Source organism: Clostridium sp. CM042 (genome assembly GCF_055080995.1).
This window is the reverse complement of the sequence record NZ_CM143646.1, coordinates 329448-346024: the sequence shown is the minus strand read 5'-3', so window position 1 is coordinate 346024 and position 16577 is coordinate 329448. Positions and strand designations below refer to the sequence as shown.

Annotated in this window: 10 protein-coding genes and 1 pseudogene; 2 read left to right on the top strand and 9 right to left on the bottom strand. The window is 29.5% G+C overall.

The window, feature by feature from the left end:
* Window positions 1-152: 152 nt before the first annotated feature.
* A complete protein-coding gene (locus ACWJJ7_RS01715) occupies window positions 153-1457 on the bottom strand; it encodes a hypothetical protein (protein ID WP_462963655.1) in 1305 nt (434 codons plus the stop codon).
* Window positions 1458-1581: 124 nt separating this feature from the next.
* Between ACWJJ7_RS01715 and ACWJJ7_RS01710 the strand changes: the two genes are divergently transcribed.
* Window positions 1582-1719 carry a hypothetical protein gene (locus ACWJJ7_RS01710; protein ID WP_462963654.1) on the top strand — a complete coding sequence of 46 codons (138 nt, stop codon included), beginning with the start codon at window positions 1582-1584 and terminating at the stop codon, window positions 1717-1719.
* A gap of 153 nt (window positions 1720-1872) precedes the next feature.
* Here the strand turns inward: ACWJJ7_RS01710 and ACWJJ7_RS01705 are convergent, their stop codons facing one another.
* Together ACWJJ7_RS01705 and ACWJJ7_RS01700 are read right to left on the bottom strand one after the other, a co-directional pair.
* Window positions 1873-2346: a Sua5 family C-terminal domain-containing protein gene (locus ACWJJ7_RS01705; RefSeq protein WP_462964911.1), complete on the bottom strand. Its 474-nt coding sequence runs from the start codon at window positions 2344-2346 to the stop codon at window positions 1873-1875.
* Window positions 2323-2895: pseudogene (locus ACWJJ7_RS01700) on the bottom strand (L-threonylcarbamoyladenylate synthase); the annotation flags it as partial. The pseudogene ACWJJ7_RS01700 and the gene ACWJJ7_RS01705, both read right to left, overlap by 24 nt.
* A gap of 950 nt (window positions 2896-3845) precedes the next feature.
* Here ACWJJ7_RS01700 and ACWJJ7_RS01695 point away from each other — a divergent pair.
* Window positions 3846-4214, top strand: a complete 369-nt coding sequence (locus ACWJJ7_RS01695; RefSeq protein WP_462963653.1) for an IS3 family transposase — start codon at window positions 3846-3848, stop codon at window positions 4212-4214.
* Window positions 4215-4616: 402 nt separating this feature from the next.
* Here the strand turns inward: ACWJJ7_RS01695 and ACWJJ7_RS01690 are convergent, their stop codons facing one another.
* From ACWJJ7_RS01690 to ACWJJ7_RS01665, 6 genes are all read right to left on the bottom strand, one after another.
* Window positions 4617-7553, bottom strand: coding sequence for a type III restriction-modification system endonuclease (locus tag ACWJJ7_RS01690; protein ID WP_462963652.1), 2937 nt, complete (start codon window positions 7551-7553; stop codon window positions 4617-4619).
* A gap of 11 nt (window positions 7554-7564) precedes the next feature.
* Complete coding sequence (locus ACWJJ7_RS01685) at window positions 7565-9394, bottom strand: site-specific DNA-methyltransferase (protein WP_462963651.1); 1830 nt, start codon at window positions 9392-9394, stop codon at window positions 7565-7567.
* A gap of 825 nt (window positions 9395-10219) precedes the next feature.
* Window positions 10220-12076: an ATP-dependent nuclease gene (locus tag ACWJJ7_RS01680; RefSeq protein ID WP_462963650.1), complete on the bottom strand. Its 1857-nt coding sequence runs from the start codon at window positions 12074-12076 to the stop codon at window positions 10220-10222.
* Between the two features lie 232 nt (window positions 12077-12308).
* Window positions 12309-13208, bottom strand: coding sequence for a hypothetical protein (locus ACWJJ7_RS01675; protein ID WP_462963649.1), 900 nt, complete (start codon window positions 13206-13208; stop codon window positions 12309-12311).
* A 2-nt stretch (window positions 13209-13210) separates the two neighbouring features.
* Entirely contained in the window at window positions 13211-16282 is a 3072-nt protein-coding gene (locus ACWJJ7_RS01670) for a sacsin N-terminal ATP-binding-like domain-containing protein (RefSeq protein ID WP_462963648.1), read from the bottom strand.
* Window positions 16283-16300: 18 nt separating this feature from the next.
* The gene (locus tag ACWJJ7_RS01665) at window positions 16301-16465 is read right to left on the bottom strand and encodes a hypothetical protein (protein ID WP_462963647.1); all 165 of its coding nucleotides are present in this window, start codon (window positions 16463-16465) and stop codon (window positions 16301-16303) included.
* Window positions 16466-16577 lie beyond the last annotated feature (112 nt).

Sequence of the window (16577 nt, the reverse complement as noted above, 5' to 3'; positions counted from 1 at the left end):
AAAATGTTTTCCATTTCCAGCATCAATAATTATACCGTTATTTACAAGACACCCTTACCCACTGCATAGTAGTAAAACAACCTATAAAGGTACCACAATATACATTTCCGCTTAAATATTTTTCGCTCATTGTCTATTCCTCTAATATTTTATTACTTATAAAAATGCATTGATAAAACCTCTTGTGTATCAATATAGCTTACCTCTATCTCCCTAGAATAAGCAGACAATTCTTCATCGAAAGTTATAACTTTATAAAAACTTTCATCAAAATCTATTTTTTCTTTTTCTGAAAAATAACAATAAATAATTTTAGGTTTAATAATTTTGGAAAAATAAAATGATAGCATAATATTCCTTAATATATGTTGATCATTTTGTATACTCATACCTAAAATTAAAACTGTATTAATTTTATTTGTTCCAATTATTGATTCTAAAATTTCATTGTAATTTTCAGTATTTTTGTTAATAATTTCTTTTTTTGATAAATTATTAATCCCAGACCTATATGTTTTATTATAAAAATAATCACCAATTAAAATATCCGAAAAACTTACATATTCATTATTGTATATTAATCCTAAGCTTTGATTATGGACATACTCTTTCTGATTTAAAACAAAACTTCCATGTAAATGATGTATTTTAGTTTTAGGTAATATGTTTTCTAAAAGACAGTCATAGTTTAATGTTGCAATAGAACTAAACTTATTTAAAAAATTTTTGATTTTATCTTTTGATAAATTTGATACATTACTTAATTTGTCCATTTCAAGATACTTGCCATTAGAAAATATTGCTATAGAAAATAATATTCTATAATAAGTATTAAAGCCATTAAAATGGGTAGCTTCTATAACTTTATTTTTTATTTCATCATTTTTTATAAATGAAGTTTTATTAATATCACCAACCTCAATAAGTGTGATAAATTTATTATTTGGAAATATATAATTATCTCCATTCATAAACTTTATAGCAAAATAAAAATAAATTAAAATTGACCAATATTCTATATTTACATTATTAGCTCCTTTTGTAACACCTATTGTATATATTTCTTTTACTAAATCTATTTCACTTCTGCCAAAAACCAATTCAGTTAAAAAACCATTTTTTATAAGTGCGTCAGTCAATGATTTACTTTCAATAATAAATTTAGAAAATATTATTCCATCATCAAAAACTTTATTTAAATAATCTTTAGAAGAATTTCTTAAATATTGTTTAACATTATTAAAATTATCTTTACATTTTTTAGTGAAATATATGTTTGACTTAATTTCATATTTTGAATTTTTAATCAATTCTTTATGAGCTTCATAAAGTCTATCAAATATGTTACGAAAGTCTTCATCAAAATTTATGCTAAATCCATTACCGCATAAAAATACACTATCATTTTCATGAATAATTCTATTTACTTCTATTATGTTAATTTTTTTATGTTTCATCCTTACACTCCTTCATATGTTTATATTTATTGTGCCAATTTCCCATTATATTCTGCATTTTAGTTAGTTCTCTTTTTATTACAACTGCGTCGCAACTGTCTTAAATGATGGTAAAACACATCATTTGGCTGGTAAAAAGGTAGAGAATATATCGGGGATGAAAGGCTCAATGCCAGGCAATCTCATTAGAAATACTAGAGGGCTTAAAGAGTATGCCCTAAATAAGAAAAAAATGATAGCAGAGGGACAAACGCAGCAGTAAATCGCTGAGCATTTCAGTTTAAAAGACCGATTCGTCATACATCAGACCATGAAGCGCGACGAAAAAAAAACGGGAATCCATAGTTAATGTGTTGATATTCTGCCGTAACGAGATTGACAAGTTCTGCAATATTTCAGCCATCGCCGATATAATTTATATATGAATAATGTCTCCTGCACTTGCTTTCTCTAATCGATTGATTATAGAATTCCCTAACCCACTGTTATTGCGAGCTTGTATATAAATATGACTTACATTCAATTTATCGCATTCTCTAATCAAATCAAATATCTTTTGTGCAGCTATATTTAACATTTTAAAGCTTCCTAAACTATATATGTGTTGATAGCCCTTAAAATCGTTTAAAAATTCTTGAAAACAAATTACAACATCCTTCTCATTTACATTTTCTTTAATCCATTTAGAAGTTTTTATATAATCTCCTTCAACCAATGTTAGTGGCGCCTCTGGTGCATAGTGTCTATATTTCATTCCTGGAGCCTTTGGAATTTCAATTTCTTTCACGCTTAATAAATCCTTTTTATATATAAGATTTGGAATTACGTTACATATGTCATCCAAACTTACTGCTCCTGGCCTTATAAGTATTGGGACTGGAGTAGACATATCTATAATTGTTGACTCTAACCCAATTGAACACGGCCCTCCATCTAAAATACAAGGGATTTTTCCATTTAAATCATTGTAGCAATGCTCGGCACTAGTAGTTGATGGCTTTCCTGATAAATTTGCAGATGGAGCTACTAATAAAGTTCCGCTTTCTTTAATTATAGCCCTTGCTATTTCACTTTTTGGAAATCTAACTCCTACAGTTTTCATTCCTGCAGTAATTGTATCTGAAATACAATCTTTCTTATTAAAAATCAAAGTTACTGATCCCGGCCAAAAAGTACCAAATACCTTCTCTGCTTCTTCTCAAATATCTTCACATATATCATAAACTTGTTCCAATTTATATATATGTACCAATAATGGATTATCCTGTGGCCTTCCTTTAACTTCAAATATTTTTTTTATTGCATTTTCATTAAAAGCATCTGCAGCTAATCCATAAACAGTTTCTGTTGGAATTGCAATAACTTCACCATTTCTTAGATACTCTGCACCTTTTACAATGTTTTTATAATTATTATTTAAATCTTTAACATTTAACATTTCTGTTTCCATAGATAACCTACCTCCTATTTGCGTAATTTGTGTGCCAAATTACTGTTTATCCCACTAATGGTTATTATATCACACGACTACAGCAAAGTTGTTGAGCTATTCGTAGTTATTGGGCGATATTGGCCTAATACCAGCATAGCTGCTGTGAAGTGCAAAGTAAGAACTAGAATCTAGTAAAATAGCCATTCTAAAGCGGCGCTTATTTTATATGTTTTTCATTATTTTTATCAAATTCATAATTTAATTCATAATTTAATTCATTGTAATTGTAAAAAATGTAATATTAAAATTCAGAACCCTTTAAAAGTAATAAGAAAGATATAATAACTGCAGTGACACCTCCTAAAGATGTTAAATTAGATAAGGCAGGTTATTTTGTAGTTATACCTGATACTAACAGAAAAGTCATTATTGTAAAATATTACTCATATGATAATAAACTTTTTAAAACGATTGAGGGTATTGACTCAAAAAGTATTTATTGGACAATTTTACAGAATAATTAGGTATCTGAATTAAGTCATGCCTGTTATATAGGTATGGCACTTACAAAAGCAGAACTATCAGATTTAAATATATTCAAGACGGTGCATCGGTGAAGTAATTAAGTTATAGCATATAAGAATTACTATTGAATTTAAGATTAATGTAATTGAGAGATACACTAGTGGTGATGAGGGATGAGTAAACGCCCTTTCCAAAAAACTTGCTTTTAGATCTCATAACATGTTAACTCAATGGTTAAAGAGTATAATGAATTTGGAATAGCCGGACTTGAGAATAAAAGAGGTAAGACTTCATCACCAATGATAGGTCACCAAAAACAATATTATGACTGTCCTGAATAAGAAATATTAAAATTAAAAGCTGAAAATGAATATCTTAAAAGACTCCTTGAAATAAATAGGTCTGGATATTATCAATGGTTAAATAAGAAAATGGTCGTATCAGGAAAATCAAAAGAGGATGCACAAGTTATTAAATACATTGAAAAACTCTATATCAAACACTATGGGAAATATTGTGTGGAGAGGATGACAGCCGCGCTTTCGCCTTCTTATGGTCTTAAATTCAACCATAAGAAGGTTTACCGTTTGATGTCACAGAATGGTTATTTGACCGTAATCAAGGTGAAAAAACGATATAGGAAACCTGGAGATCCACATCCTAAGAAAAATGTATTGGTTAGAAATTTTAGTACAAGTTGTCCATTTGACAAAATGGTAACTGACGTTACTGAATATAAAGTTGATGGGAAAAAGATATATATATCATCAGTGAAGGACCTCCACACTGGAATGTTATAAGGGTTTGCGGTTAAAACCATCAAACTAGAAAACTTATTCGAGAATATTTCAAAAACATCTTGATTATCATTATTAGAATAATGTAAGAATTCAGAAAATATTAGGATACCTAGCACCTGCTGAATTCAAAAAACATGAACTTATTAGGATTAAAAAAGAGAAAGAGTAATACCTAAATTATACTCTTTCGATACATTTCGCTTATTTGTCTACTTTTTCGGGTATAGATCAAATCATGGTTCAGTTCATTTTAAGTCTAGGGTTCTTATATTTACACTTTTAAATTTAGCGAACATATTACGTTGGCACAACCTAACAATCTCTTTTACCATGTTTTTCGATATACCCCAGCAGCTAACAGGCAACCTCGCGATGGAATGAAATTACTAATCTTGCTACTATCTATAAATTTTCTATAAAACTATTAAAATTATCAGTTTCCAAAAACTCAACCTTAGTTCCAATAGCTTCAAAATGCTTATGTCCGCAAGCAATTTTACTTACTTCGCGTAGACGTAATTCTTCTGCTATAATATTGCCTTTTGTTTCTAGTACAAAGTACAATTTTTCTTCATTATTGTTTCCAACCAAAACTGCCCAATCAGGATTGTAACTTCCAAGCGGAGTATCAATTTTGAACCAATCTGGTAATTTGGCATAAATTTTAACGCTATTATTTTTTTCGAATTTCTTAGCAAATTCCTCCTCTACACCAGAATCATATACTACATATTCATAAACAGATTTTTCACTTTCTATCATGTTTTTTGACAGATATCCATAAAGCTCCTCATCTTGAAATAATTCTTGTGCATAAAACTCGTCTTCCCCTAGCTTTTCATATTTAACTCCACCCACAAGCAGATATTTCATCTTTCTTCGAATTATAGAGCTAACCTCATCCATAAATATTTGGGGGTTATTTTTAAAATCCGCTAACCTTTTTGACTGTTTAAGTATATCCACAATAGTTCTCCTTGTAAGATTAGTTTCATTTTGTAAATAAGTTATAATATCTGGCAGATAAAAACATGCATCCTCAACAACCATTGCATATCGAATTCTTTCTTCTGTCTTAGTTCCCCCTGCATTAATTTCTATATCCGCCTTAGTGTATATTAGCTTAGCTTTATCTACTTTCAAGTTCTTCATAATTTCCTCTGAACATGTTTTTATAAGCTCCGAACTATTAAACTTTACAGAATAGGTAGTTTTATATTTTACTTTATCCCATAGTTCTTTGAACTCAGGGCTTAAAAATCTTCTTTTATTAATGCTTATTTTCTTTTTATCATTTGCATTTTTAATATTAAGACTTCCTGAGATTTTTTTCAGGATTACAGCTACTTGAGCTTTAATATCCATGTACTCCTCCGGAAAATCTAACTTGTTATCTTTAAGGGCTCGTTTTAAATTATCTGTTACTTTACCATTTACATCAATATAATCTTTTGCATTAAAATAATTCCAAATATCTTCGGAGGGTTCCTTCCCCAAGTATTTATTAACACCATCTTTTTCAATTTCAATATTTGCAAAGGTATGTTTTTCAATTATCCCAAATTTAATGTTTTCTTCTTCTTCAAATTCTCCTTGAAGTTTTCCAGCAAAATCTTCATAAGATTCATTTGCCATTACGGTAAGTGTATTTACATTAAATCCATGAATTCTTTCACCATCTTGATTTACTGCAAGTCTTAGACCTCTACCAATTTCTTGTCTCTTTTTCATTTCCGATTTAGTTTCATTTAGAGTACATATTTGAAATACATTTGGATTATCCCAGCCTTCTTTAAGTGCTGAATGAGAAAATATAAACTTTAATTTTGAATCAAAACTTAAAAGTCTTTCTTTATCTCTCATTATAAGACCATATACATCCTCATCTGCAAGAGTACCTCCATTAGTATCCTTTAAGACTCCTTTTTTATCTTGTGCAAAGTACCCATTATGAACTATTTCTGCTTCAGTTTCTGTATCTACATCCTCAAATAAAGTTTTATATTTAGGTTTTTGAATACTTTTTTTATATTCTTCCTCAAACCATAGTGCATACTTACCCTTTTGAGAATTGCCTTTTTTATCATAATATCTATAGTTAGAAACCCTATCTATGAAAAATAAGCTTAAAACCTTAATTCCTTTCTGATTAAGCTTCATCTCTTTTTCTAAATGTTCTTCGATGGTCTTTTTAATTTGAGCACGTTTAATAATATCATCACTTAATTCTCCACGTACTTCACCTAATCTAATATAATCCTTACTTGTGAAATCTACATACTCAGAATCTTTTCCTGTATAAATTTCACTAACTATATATCCACTATATTGCTCTCTACAACCACTAATTTCAAATAAGTCCTGTCCCTTTTTAACATTTACAGATTCTCTCTTAATAGCTCCATTTTTTCTTTTATCTATTTCAATTTTTGCAATTATAGTAGAACCTTTATTACTAACACTTACTAACTTTAAATATGCATCATTATGATGATCCTTAGTCATTATACTAGCAACTTCAATTTGTTTAACTAACTGTCTCTCATAAGCATCAACTGCATCCAATCGATACATTAGATTATATTTTTCTTTATGGGTAGCCGAGTATCCTATGGTGCATAAAGGATTTAAAGAATCAATTGCATCATTTGCCTTCTTTGTACTTGCTGCACTTTGTGGTTCATCAATAATTACAATAGGATGGGTCTCCTGGATAAATTCTAAAGGCTTTAACCCATTAGTTTTTTCATGATCTTTATTGATTACATTGGTATCTTTGTTAAAGGATTGTATTGTCATAACAATAATTCTAATATTATCACTGATTGCAAAGTCCCTTAATATATCTAGTTTTTTAGATTTATATTCATATGACTTAAATATAACATTATCATATTTAAGTTTAAAATGATCTGTCATTATATCTATTGATTTAACAACACCCTCTTTAACTGCAACGGTGGGCACAACGATTATAAATTTTATAAAGCCATATTTTTTATTAAGCTCTAATATAGTCCTTAAATACACATAGGTTTTACCCGTACCCGTTTCCATTTCGATAGTAAAATGATAATCACCTTTTTTTATTTTATTCGACTGAGCTAACCCATTCCTTAGTTGTATTTTTTTTACATTCTTCAAAACATCTTCTTCATCAATTTCTAGCTTATTTCCCACACCCAAGTTAGTTGAAAAAAGACCTACTGTACCAGCTTCATCTATTGAATTAGATACTGTAAAATTAGAATTACAAACACTTTGACCTTCAAATATATCTACAATAGATGACATGGCTTCTTTTTGGTAATCCAATTCTGAATCAAATTTAAGTTTCATGAAGCCACCCCCTATATACTCATTATTTCTTGTATATTATTTCTTCTAAGAATATGAATAGCATTTGTTTTAACCGAATCATTTTTGAATCCGTTATCCTTAAATACTACTCTTGTAATCTCAGGGTTTAACTCTTCTTTAAATTTAACAATTCCTTCAACCACCTCAAGAGTAATTTCATCGTCGATACATATAATCAAAGCACCAAATCCAATACTAAATACTTTTTTATCGGCAATGTTCCTCATTTTCACCGGATAAGTTAAATCAATTCCATACTTAAGCATGATTTCATACACTATGTCTTCTTCTGTTCTATTAGGAACAAAATTATCTATCATATTATCAATAGATACTTCTAGATTTTCACCATCAACATTCCATTTCTTAATATTAGATGAATCAAGCTTGAATACTTTAAAACCTATATCTAGATTTTCGATTCCTTCATTATCTTTGTTTTCTTTAAGGATTTTTTCTCCTGCTCTACGGATACGTTCTTTGCCTATTTCACAGATGGTTTTATATCCGGCTTTATAGGCTTCAGATTTTTCATCTGTTAGCTCTGGTAATTGAACCATTATGAATTTTCGATTTCCTGCCTCTTCCGAATTTAGTTGCATAGCTGCATGAGCGGTTGTTGATGAACCACTAAAAAAGTCAAGTACTATAGCATTCTTATCAAAGTTCGTAAATAACTTAAGCATACGTTCTATTAACGAAACTGGTTTGGGGGTATCAAATGTTTTATCGTTCATCAAAACTTGTAAGGCTCTCGTAGCTGTAGATGTTAGCCCTGCATCATCCCACCATGTTGTATCTGTTTTTCTACTTTTTTTAGCATCTTCAAGAAAATACTTTTGCTGTAACCCACTTTTGGTTCTAATTATCAAACCCTGGTTGTATTTCTTCTCCATAGTTTCTTTTGAATATCTATAGTAACCCTCAACTCTAAGAAATTCATAATATGGATTTCCTTTTTTTGCACCTCCCGGCCCATCAACAGGTACAAGTTTATAAGGACCTCTAACATCGTTATCTGGATTTTTAAAACCATCTAAACTGGGTTCTAAACCGATTTGATGTCTTACCTTGAAAATTTCATCATAGTTCTTAGCATACAATAAAATATGATTATGATTTGAAGAAATGATTTTGTCATTTGATATAGATGCTCTCGCCTTATGACTTATATTGGCTATTATATTAGCTTCGCCAAAAATTTCATCACATACTTTCCTTAGATTGCTACTTTCCTTATCATCAATGCTCATAAAGATAACCCCATCATCACTCAACAAATTTCTAGCCAACTTAAGCCTTGGATACATCATATTCAACCAATCCGTATGATATCTTCCACTAGCTTCAGAATTAGTTCCTAATTTTCTTCCTTCTGCATCAACTTGTCCAGTAATTTCTAAATAATTTTTAATATTATCTCGAAAATCATCAGGATATACAAAATCATTTCCAGTATTGTAAGGCGGATCTATATAAATCATTTTCACCTTACTATGATAAGTTTTTTGAAGTAACTTCAATACTTCTAGGTTATCTCCTTCAATATAAAGATTCTCTGTGGCATCCCAATCCTTACTTTCTTCTTTGCATGGTCGTAATGTACCTGTTGACGATGTCTGTGCAAGTCTTATTGATTTAGACTTACCCTTCCAATTAAAACTATATCGTTCTTCTTTATCCTCTGTGTATTCACCTAATACTTCCTTTAATCTTTCAAAATCTATTTTATCCTCGCAAAATACTTCTGGAAACAATCCTTTCATTTTAATAATATTTTCAGCAACAATGTTCATACTTTTGTCGCCTAACTTCTCCATGATTTTACCCCCATATTAATTGTTAAGGTTTTGAATTAAATTTTTCTTCCTGATTTCACTCTTCTTTATTTCTATATTTATCTCAATTTTCTTATTAAAATGAACTTCATGTTTCAGCCTACTTCTGATTTTTAGTAGTTTAACATCCAACTTCTCAATTTCGTCTGCTATAGCCTTAACTAATTCTTTATATGCATATATAGTGAAATATGCAGAAACAACCGATATCTTAGAACCTGTTTTTACATGTTCCTTAATCTAATCTCCAATTTTTCCAACTCTCTTATTGTCTAATATCTTTGATTGCTGCATTTTTCACCTCTATTTACAATATATATTTTTACTTGTAGTGTTTTATGCTGGCAATTCAGATAAATAATATATATCTAAAGTAGTTGTTTAAGACATTTTTCTAATTTTTAAAAAGAAACTCTTCAATTTATTACCATTTTTTATGCGAGCATTTTTAGATATAATAAATGGCACCCAACCATACGGTTGAATGCCATTTATTACATCTAAATATTTATTTCATTTTACATTGCCCTTTCATAGCCTTCACTATTTTTATTTCCTATATTCCAGCTTATCATTATAAGAATAATGAGAAGTTGTAATTCTAATAATCTATTTGTTTTTTCATGTTACCAATGTTTTTCAACATTAACTCTCCCAATAACAATTTGGTAAGTTCTAATAAATTTACGACCACCTACAACTACATCAACCCAAATGATTTGTTAATAAGCGCTTATATCGTTATATGGTAAACTAATTTTTTGTACTTAAAAACAACTTGTTATAGCGAAAATTCCTTATAAAACATTAAAATATTGATTTAATTTTTTGATCTACAACCTCATTAACATTTTCCCCTTTTTTTATAATAAATGGGAATCCAGTAATAAGCATGATTTCAGATACCAAACTTACCTTAATAGAAGGACAATTTTCTATAACGCTAGGTTCGTACTGAAATATACTTTTATCTGTTCCCCTTGATTGCCTTATTACAGTAATAATCTGTTCTTTAGTTGTATTTTCATCTAAACTTCCTAGAATTGGTGCTAATTCACTCAATAATTCTCGTTTAATAGCAGTAGATTCATCTATAACCCTTATCTTTGACGAATACTTCATTGCCCTAATTATATCGTCATAAGCATTCATGATAAAATCATCACTTTGTTCCTTTAAACTATTAATTTCTTCAATTGCTGCACTTGGTTTACCATCAAAAGTGTCTTTGGGCGAATATGTATAATAACTTTCAATAGCACCTTTTCTTAATATAAAACAACCTAATTGCTCAAGGCAATTAAGCAAAACTTCTATTCGTCTTTTAAGACCTGTCCAATCCCTTGCATGTATCCAAGTTCTAATTTCTTCATCTGATACACCAAACAATGTAGAAATTATTGCTCGTTTTATTGATTTACTTTCATTACTAACATCTTTGTGTTTCCAATATGGGTGATTCTCATATTTTTCAAATAAAGCGTCCTTATCTTCATCACACATTTTTGAAATATCAGTTTTTATATCTCTAGCAAAAGTAGATATGTCGACGTATCCATGAGATTGGGCAACATCTTTAGATTCTTGTTTTTGTGAAAAGATATTAACAATTTCATTATCATCCACAAAAGTATCTAAATCAGTAAGAACAATTGATTCTTTTCCAATTAACCTCATCAATTTAATTGTTGCAGGAAACTGCCCTTTTCCATCTACTGGAATAATTTGTGTTCCTGCCACTCCTAAATTCATTTTGAACCTATCATCTAAATATTTGCATAATAGAGAATCACTTACTCCTTCAACTAAAAGAGGTTGTTTTGAGAAAAATGTGGTTTTATGTGTTTGTCCAAGTCTTGGAATTAAATCTTTAAGCTTTCTATTTTTCAGTTCTTCCGCTATTGGTAAAATCTGTTGTGGTTTCATTCCGTTGTCTAAAAAAAAGATATAATTAGTCAAGGACATTATATCATCAATTTCTATCATTTCAGTTGAATGTGTTGTCATTATAATCATCTTTTTTCCAACTAAATTATAATCTCCTGAAACACTTTTTATTTCACTGAGAAGAAACGCCTGTAATTGGGGATGTAAAGATACTTCTGGCTCATCAATTAAGAGTATCTTTACATCATCATCGTAAAGTGCTGCTAAAATAGATATAATATTTATAAGTCCGCTAGCTTCTGATGCTATTGAATACTCTTCGGTTATCCCATCTTTTGTGAAGAACGCTTTAAGATTTCCACTATCCCATCTTAAAAACATTTCCCTATTAAACAGTTTAGAAAGTCTTTCTGATACCTTAATATAAACATCTTTTTTTTCATCCATTGTAAAAAAATCACCAGAAGCGACTTCAATTTGAAGCCTGTTATTTTTCATAGCCATATCGCCCAATATTAACCCAGAATTATCATATGAATATTGATTAGTTTTGGATCTATACTGTTCCATCATTCCAATTCTATTAGAAGATAAATATCTGACTTGATTAGTTCCAACAATGTCATTAAAGCTGTTCCTTAATATTTTCATTGTTTGTGTTTTTCCTGAACCGTTTGGACCGACAAAAATAGTTAATCCAGAATAAAAATTTAATTCAATTGCCTGTTGCTCAAATATTGATGGTACTATAATATTTTTTTTTATTGGATATGTCATTAAAATTGACCTCCTAAATTAATTTACATCCTTATCTTTTTATAGTTATACGTAATATATTATATAATTTGGAAAAGTAACCGCCATATAATCTCCCCTTCATTAGTCCTTGAGTAATTGTTTTTAATTATAATATTGCTTATATAATGTTACTTTATATCTCATGTATTTATCTAGTTAACTTCATAATTACAATTACTTATACCATATATGATAAATTATCATATCAATTTCATTTGCCAATCCTAACACATATATGAACTAGTAAAGTTTCTTTTCCGTTTCTATTATGCTTTGTCAACATAACTTTAATATCAGAATATGTATTATCGTCAACATAATAGTTTTCCTCAATTCCAGTTAGCAGATATGGATAAATATGACCTTTTATGTGATTAATATACTTATCACATAAATCTTCAAAGTTGCTTACTGTAACATAACACAAAATCACATTAAAAGAATTTCCAGCAGTATCATAATCATATATTTTGTCGATATGTTTATCTAAATATGTTTTATCTAAACTCTTCAAATTTAGAGCTTCGATAATTGCAACAGGAAGCCCTGCATCGTGAATGAAAATATCTAGTTCCCCTGCAGCCTTTCCAGTAGGAGATAATCCTCTCCTTGTCTGATCCTTAACATTATATCCAAATGTCTCCATTATATCTCTAACATAATCATTCCTTTGGTCCTCGGATGCTAAATAATATAATGAATTTCCTTGTAGTTTTATACAGGTAATATATAGGTCTTTCATTATATTTTTCATTAACATATTCTTTTTTTCACTTTTTGTGTGCTGTAATTTACACGCTTTAACTTTTATTGCCCATATTTTCTTATTATTAATATTGCATAACTGCTGCTCTATTTCTGTTTTCATTATAGATTGTTTAACAGCATTTTGAAAAATCCCTGGAAAATTAACTGATGTATTTATACCACATACAGAATATCCATTAACTTTACTCTCTACACCAATAAGAACGTATCCATATTCTTCATTACACTTGGCAACTGTGTCTATATATGAAGCAATTTTAGATGGAAGCAGGCAAAATTTTTTACAGATGACATTATTAGAATTTGTATCCAATAATTCTTGTATCTCTTTTATATCTATCATTGTCATCTAACCTTTCTCAATGGTATTTTATTTATCCCTGTTAATTTCATCATTTTTCCAAAAGTAATTCTTTCAGGTGTTGATCTTCCATTCTCCACCCAAAGTTCCCACTCTTTCTCATAATCAAGAACATCCTTTTCCAAATCATAATATAAAACAACTTGTCCATAATCAGATGGTCTTGTAATCAAAAAAGTTTCCTTTCCATGTTTTTTAATTATAAATATAGTATTGTTAACTGGAATTGGATCGCTTAAATCATATTCCTCTAACCCTATTAAGAAATGGAATATATTATTTTTCGAACGTTCCAATATTTTTTCTACAAAAGAAAATTTATCCGGATCACTTTCCGATGTATGAACAAAATGATTACCAAAGACATTCATATCAATTGCTTTTAAGTAATCTTCTTCACTAGATATACCACATTGCACAAGGGTTTCCTCTGTAATTTCTTCCTCGTCAATAGTATCAGTTTCCATTTCTTTTTCATGCAGCTTAAGTATCGCCTCTAGCCCTCTAGAATCATGAATATTGTATTTTTCCAATATATCATCGTATACTTCTGCTTTTCTCATATTATCAGCAATTTCATGATCATTATATAACCAATGTTTATTTTCAAGAAGTTCTCCAAAATAACTCTTTGATTTATCCTCATGATCAACAATCCAAAGATAAAGCTTTTTAAAGTTTTCTATAATTTTAAGGTCTTGATTTTTTATTTTCCCCTGATTATTTTTTACATAATTAATAATATTCTGTGAAATATCTTTTAAGAATTTCGTTCTGTTTTTATGTAAATCAAGATAGATATCTACAAGCAGAAGACTTTCTCTAATATCTTCCCCTGCATCAACAAGAATATCTTTAAACAACTCATCAATTTCTCCTGAATCTAGAAAAAGACTCTCTTCCGTTTGAAATACTCCATTTTGATTTGGCAATATTGGTTTGGTCTTTTTATCCAACAGATTAATATGCTTATACTTAACTAAATACTCAATAAATTTTGACATCCATTGATTAATGGTATATTTTTCAGGCAAAATGATTGTATTTTTTAATTGACCTATACATCTACATTCACTTACAGTATCAGCAAGTACAGTACACCAATAATTTTTAACCTTTTTCATAATAGAATCAGAAATATTATTCACTTTACACACATCTGACAATTCACCTTCAAACATTGCATGAATCATACCAATTAAAGCAATCTGTTCATTGTCATCTTGAGATGCATCATCATACAATAACATCAGTTTTCCAATTGCATGACGATATTCTTCACAGTCATTATCCAAGCCAAATTCAATTTCTTTAAACAAAGATTTATAATCATACACTGGTCTTTCTATTTTACCTTGAATATTAATCCTATTGTCCATTAGGTAACTTCTACATTTTCCACCTAATAGCTCCAATATATCTTTGTATTCCTCTTCTATGCCATTGTCGTAATATAATTCTTCAAGGGAACAAAATCCCCCTAATTGGTTCGGAAAAATTTTAGAATTTTCATATTCTTCTTCATCTAATAAATCTATTATTGTTTCATATAGCATGTTTAACCAGACTATTGAATCCATATCGCCGATAAGTTTTTCGTCCAAAGATTCTATATTCCCAAAAGATTCTACACACTTTATTAACTCTGAAATATTAAAGTTTCTGCACTCTGACCATAAAGAATCATACCATTCATGTATTTCCTCAAACAGAACAATCTTATCTAAATATATATATTGAGCTAAGTTCCACACATGCTCCCTTAATTGTTTATCTAAATCTCCAATTATTAGCATATCGGAGTCATCTATCCAATCATATAATGATTTTCTCTCCTCTTTTGATGTATCTATAATTAGTGCTTCTTTAATATGTTTTTTGCTTCTTTCAATAATATTTTCTTCTAACCATTCGCTTGATAACCAATCTTTAGAAGGTTGCCGACGAATAGCAACAACATTATATGTTCGTTTCCATTCACATTTTTCTGCATAATCCAAAAGTGCTTTGTATGCATCCGATGCCTGCAACATCAATTTCTTATTTTCTTCTATAACCTGCTTTTCTTTATCAGTCAAAAAAATACCATTTCTCGGCTCTGTCGGATTAAAGCAAGAACTATTCACTACTACTGGAAAAGAAAAATCTTCTGTTCCAATGAGAGGAAAATCACAAAATAGTTTTGGTGTTCCTTTTACATATGGCTTAAAGATTATAATCTCATTTTCATAAGTAACTGGGGCTGCTACCATTACATCCCCTTTGTTCAACGAAAGAATCAAAAGTTCACTAGTAACCCCCTCCTTATCACACTGAATAGAATGCAATGCTATATCATCGTTTTTACGAACTTGTCCCCTTCTAAATTTAATTATATCATTTATAATTATTGAATTTATTTCATTCAAAAAAGAATATATATATGGAGCTGAAATGTACAGACTCTCAATACCTCTTTCGGCCGTTTTAAATCCTTCATCATCTAATTGATATCTAAATTTCGTATTATATCCATATTGATCTACTTCATTATAATCATCAATCTCTTCGCTACTTTCAAGTTGGGTAAAACTACTATTAACAGACTTAATAATTTCAGTTTTTGTTTCTCCACTTCTATCTAGGAAAATATTTATCTTCTTAACACTTTCTCCAGGATCTTGTAATAAACCCTCTATTGTTACTTTTTCAGATAACAGGTGTGTAGTTAAAAATCCGGTTCCAAATTTGCCTGTTGTTTTCTTCTCTTCAGAATTGTCCCTTTCCTTCGATGATACCTGTGAAATAAGATAAACAATATTCTTAGTAGTAAAGCATTTACCATTATGTTGGAAAACTAAGCACTTTTCTTGTTTGTCAAGATTTATTTTAATATCGACTGTGCCAGTATCATTTACCACATCTTTAGCATTTTGAATTAACTCCCATATCCATCGACAAGCAGTAGTCTCATCATTGCTCAATTTTAGTTTTTGTAGCATATCAATTATTTTATTTGCTATAGCAGTTTGTTGTGCATTTGCCAACTCAACCTGAACTTTTTCAGAATATCCCATAATATCACCCCCCAATTTTTAAATCGAATATTTAGTTATACATTTCCATCTCCAAATAATCTTAATATTATTTCCTCGATATTTTAGTTTTTCTAACTCTCGTGCTTGTTTATCATCCACAAATTCATTAGTATAGCCAGACACTGTAATCTCTTTGCTCTTATCATAGCTACATACTGACACTTTAATCGACCTTTATTTGTAGCATTAATCGTATAACTTTTCCTAACCAGCCACAATAATTGTTTTTATATTATAATCATAGTAAAATATTTTCACTATTAATGTTGTAAGC

What these genes read in the sequence shown, in the direction of transcription:
- ACWJJ7_RS01690 (WP_462963652.1), bottom strand. Translation starts at nt 7,553, where the DNA reads ATGAAACTTAAATTTGATTCAGAATTGGATTACCAAAAAGAAGCCATG.
- ACWJJ7_RS01715 (WP_462963655.1), bottom strand. Translation starts at nt 1,457, where the DNA reads ATGAAACATAAAAAAATTAACATAATAGAAGTAAATAGAATTATTCAT.
- ACWJJ7_RS01685 (WP_462963651.1), bottom strand. Translation starts at nt 9,394, where the DNA reads ATGGAGAAGTTAGGCGACAAAAGTATGAACATTGTTGCTGAAAATATT.
- ACWJJ7_RS01705 (WP_462964911.1), bottom strand. Translation starts at nt 2,346, where the DNA reads ATGTCTACTCCAGTCCCAATACTTATAAGGCCAGGAGCAGTAAGTTTG.
- ACWJJ7_RS01675 (WP_462963649.1), bottom strand. Translation starts at nt 13,208, where the DNA reads ATGATAGATATAAAAGAGATACAAGAATTATTGGATACAAATTCTAAT.
- ACWJJ7_RS01695 (WP_462963653.1), top strand. Translation starts at nt 3,846, where the DNA reads ATGGTCGTATCAGGAAAATCAAAAGAGGATGCACAAGTTATTAAATAC.
- ACWJJ7_RS01680 (WP_462963650.1), bottom strand. Translation starts at nt 12,076, where the DNA reads ATGACATATCCAATAAAAAAAAATATTATAGTACCATCAATATTTGAG.
- ACWJJ7_RS01670 (WP_462963648.1), bottom strand. Translation starts at nt 16,282, where the DNA reads ATGGGATATTCTGAAAAAGTTCAGGTTGAGTTGGCAAATGCACAACAA.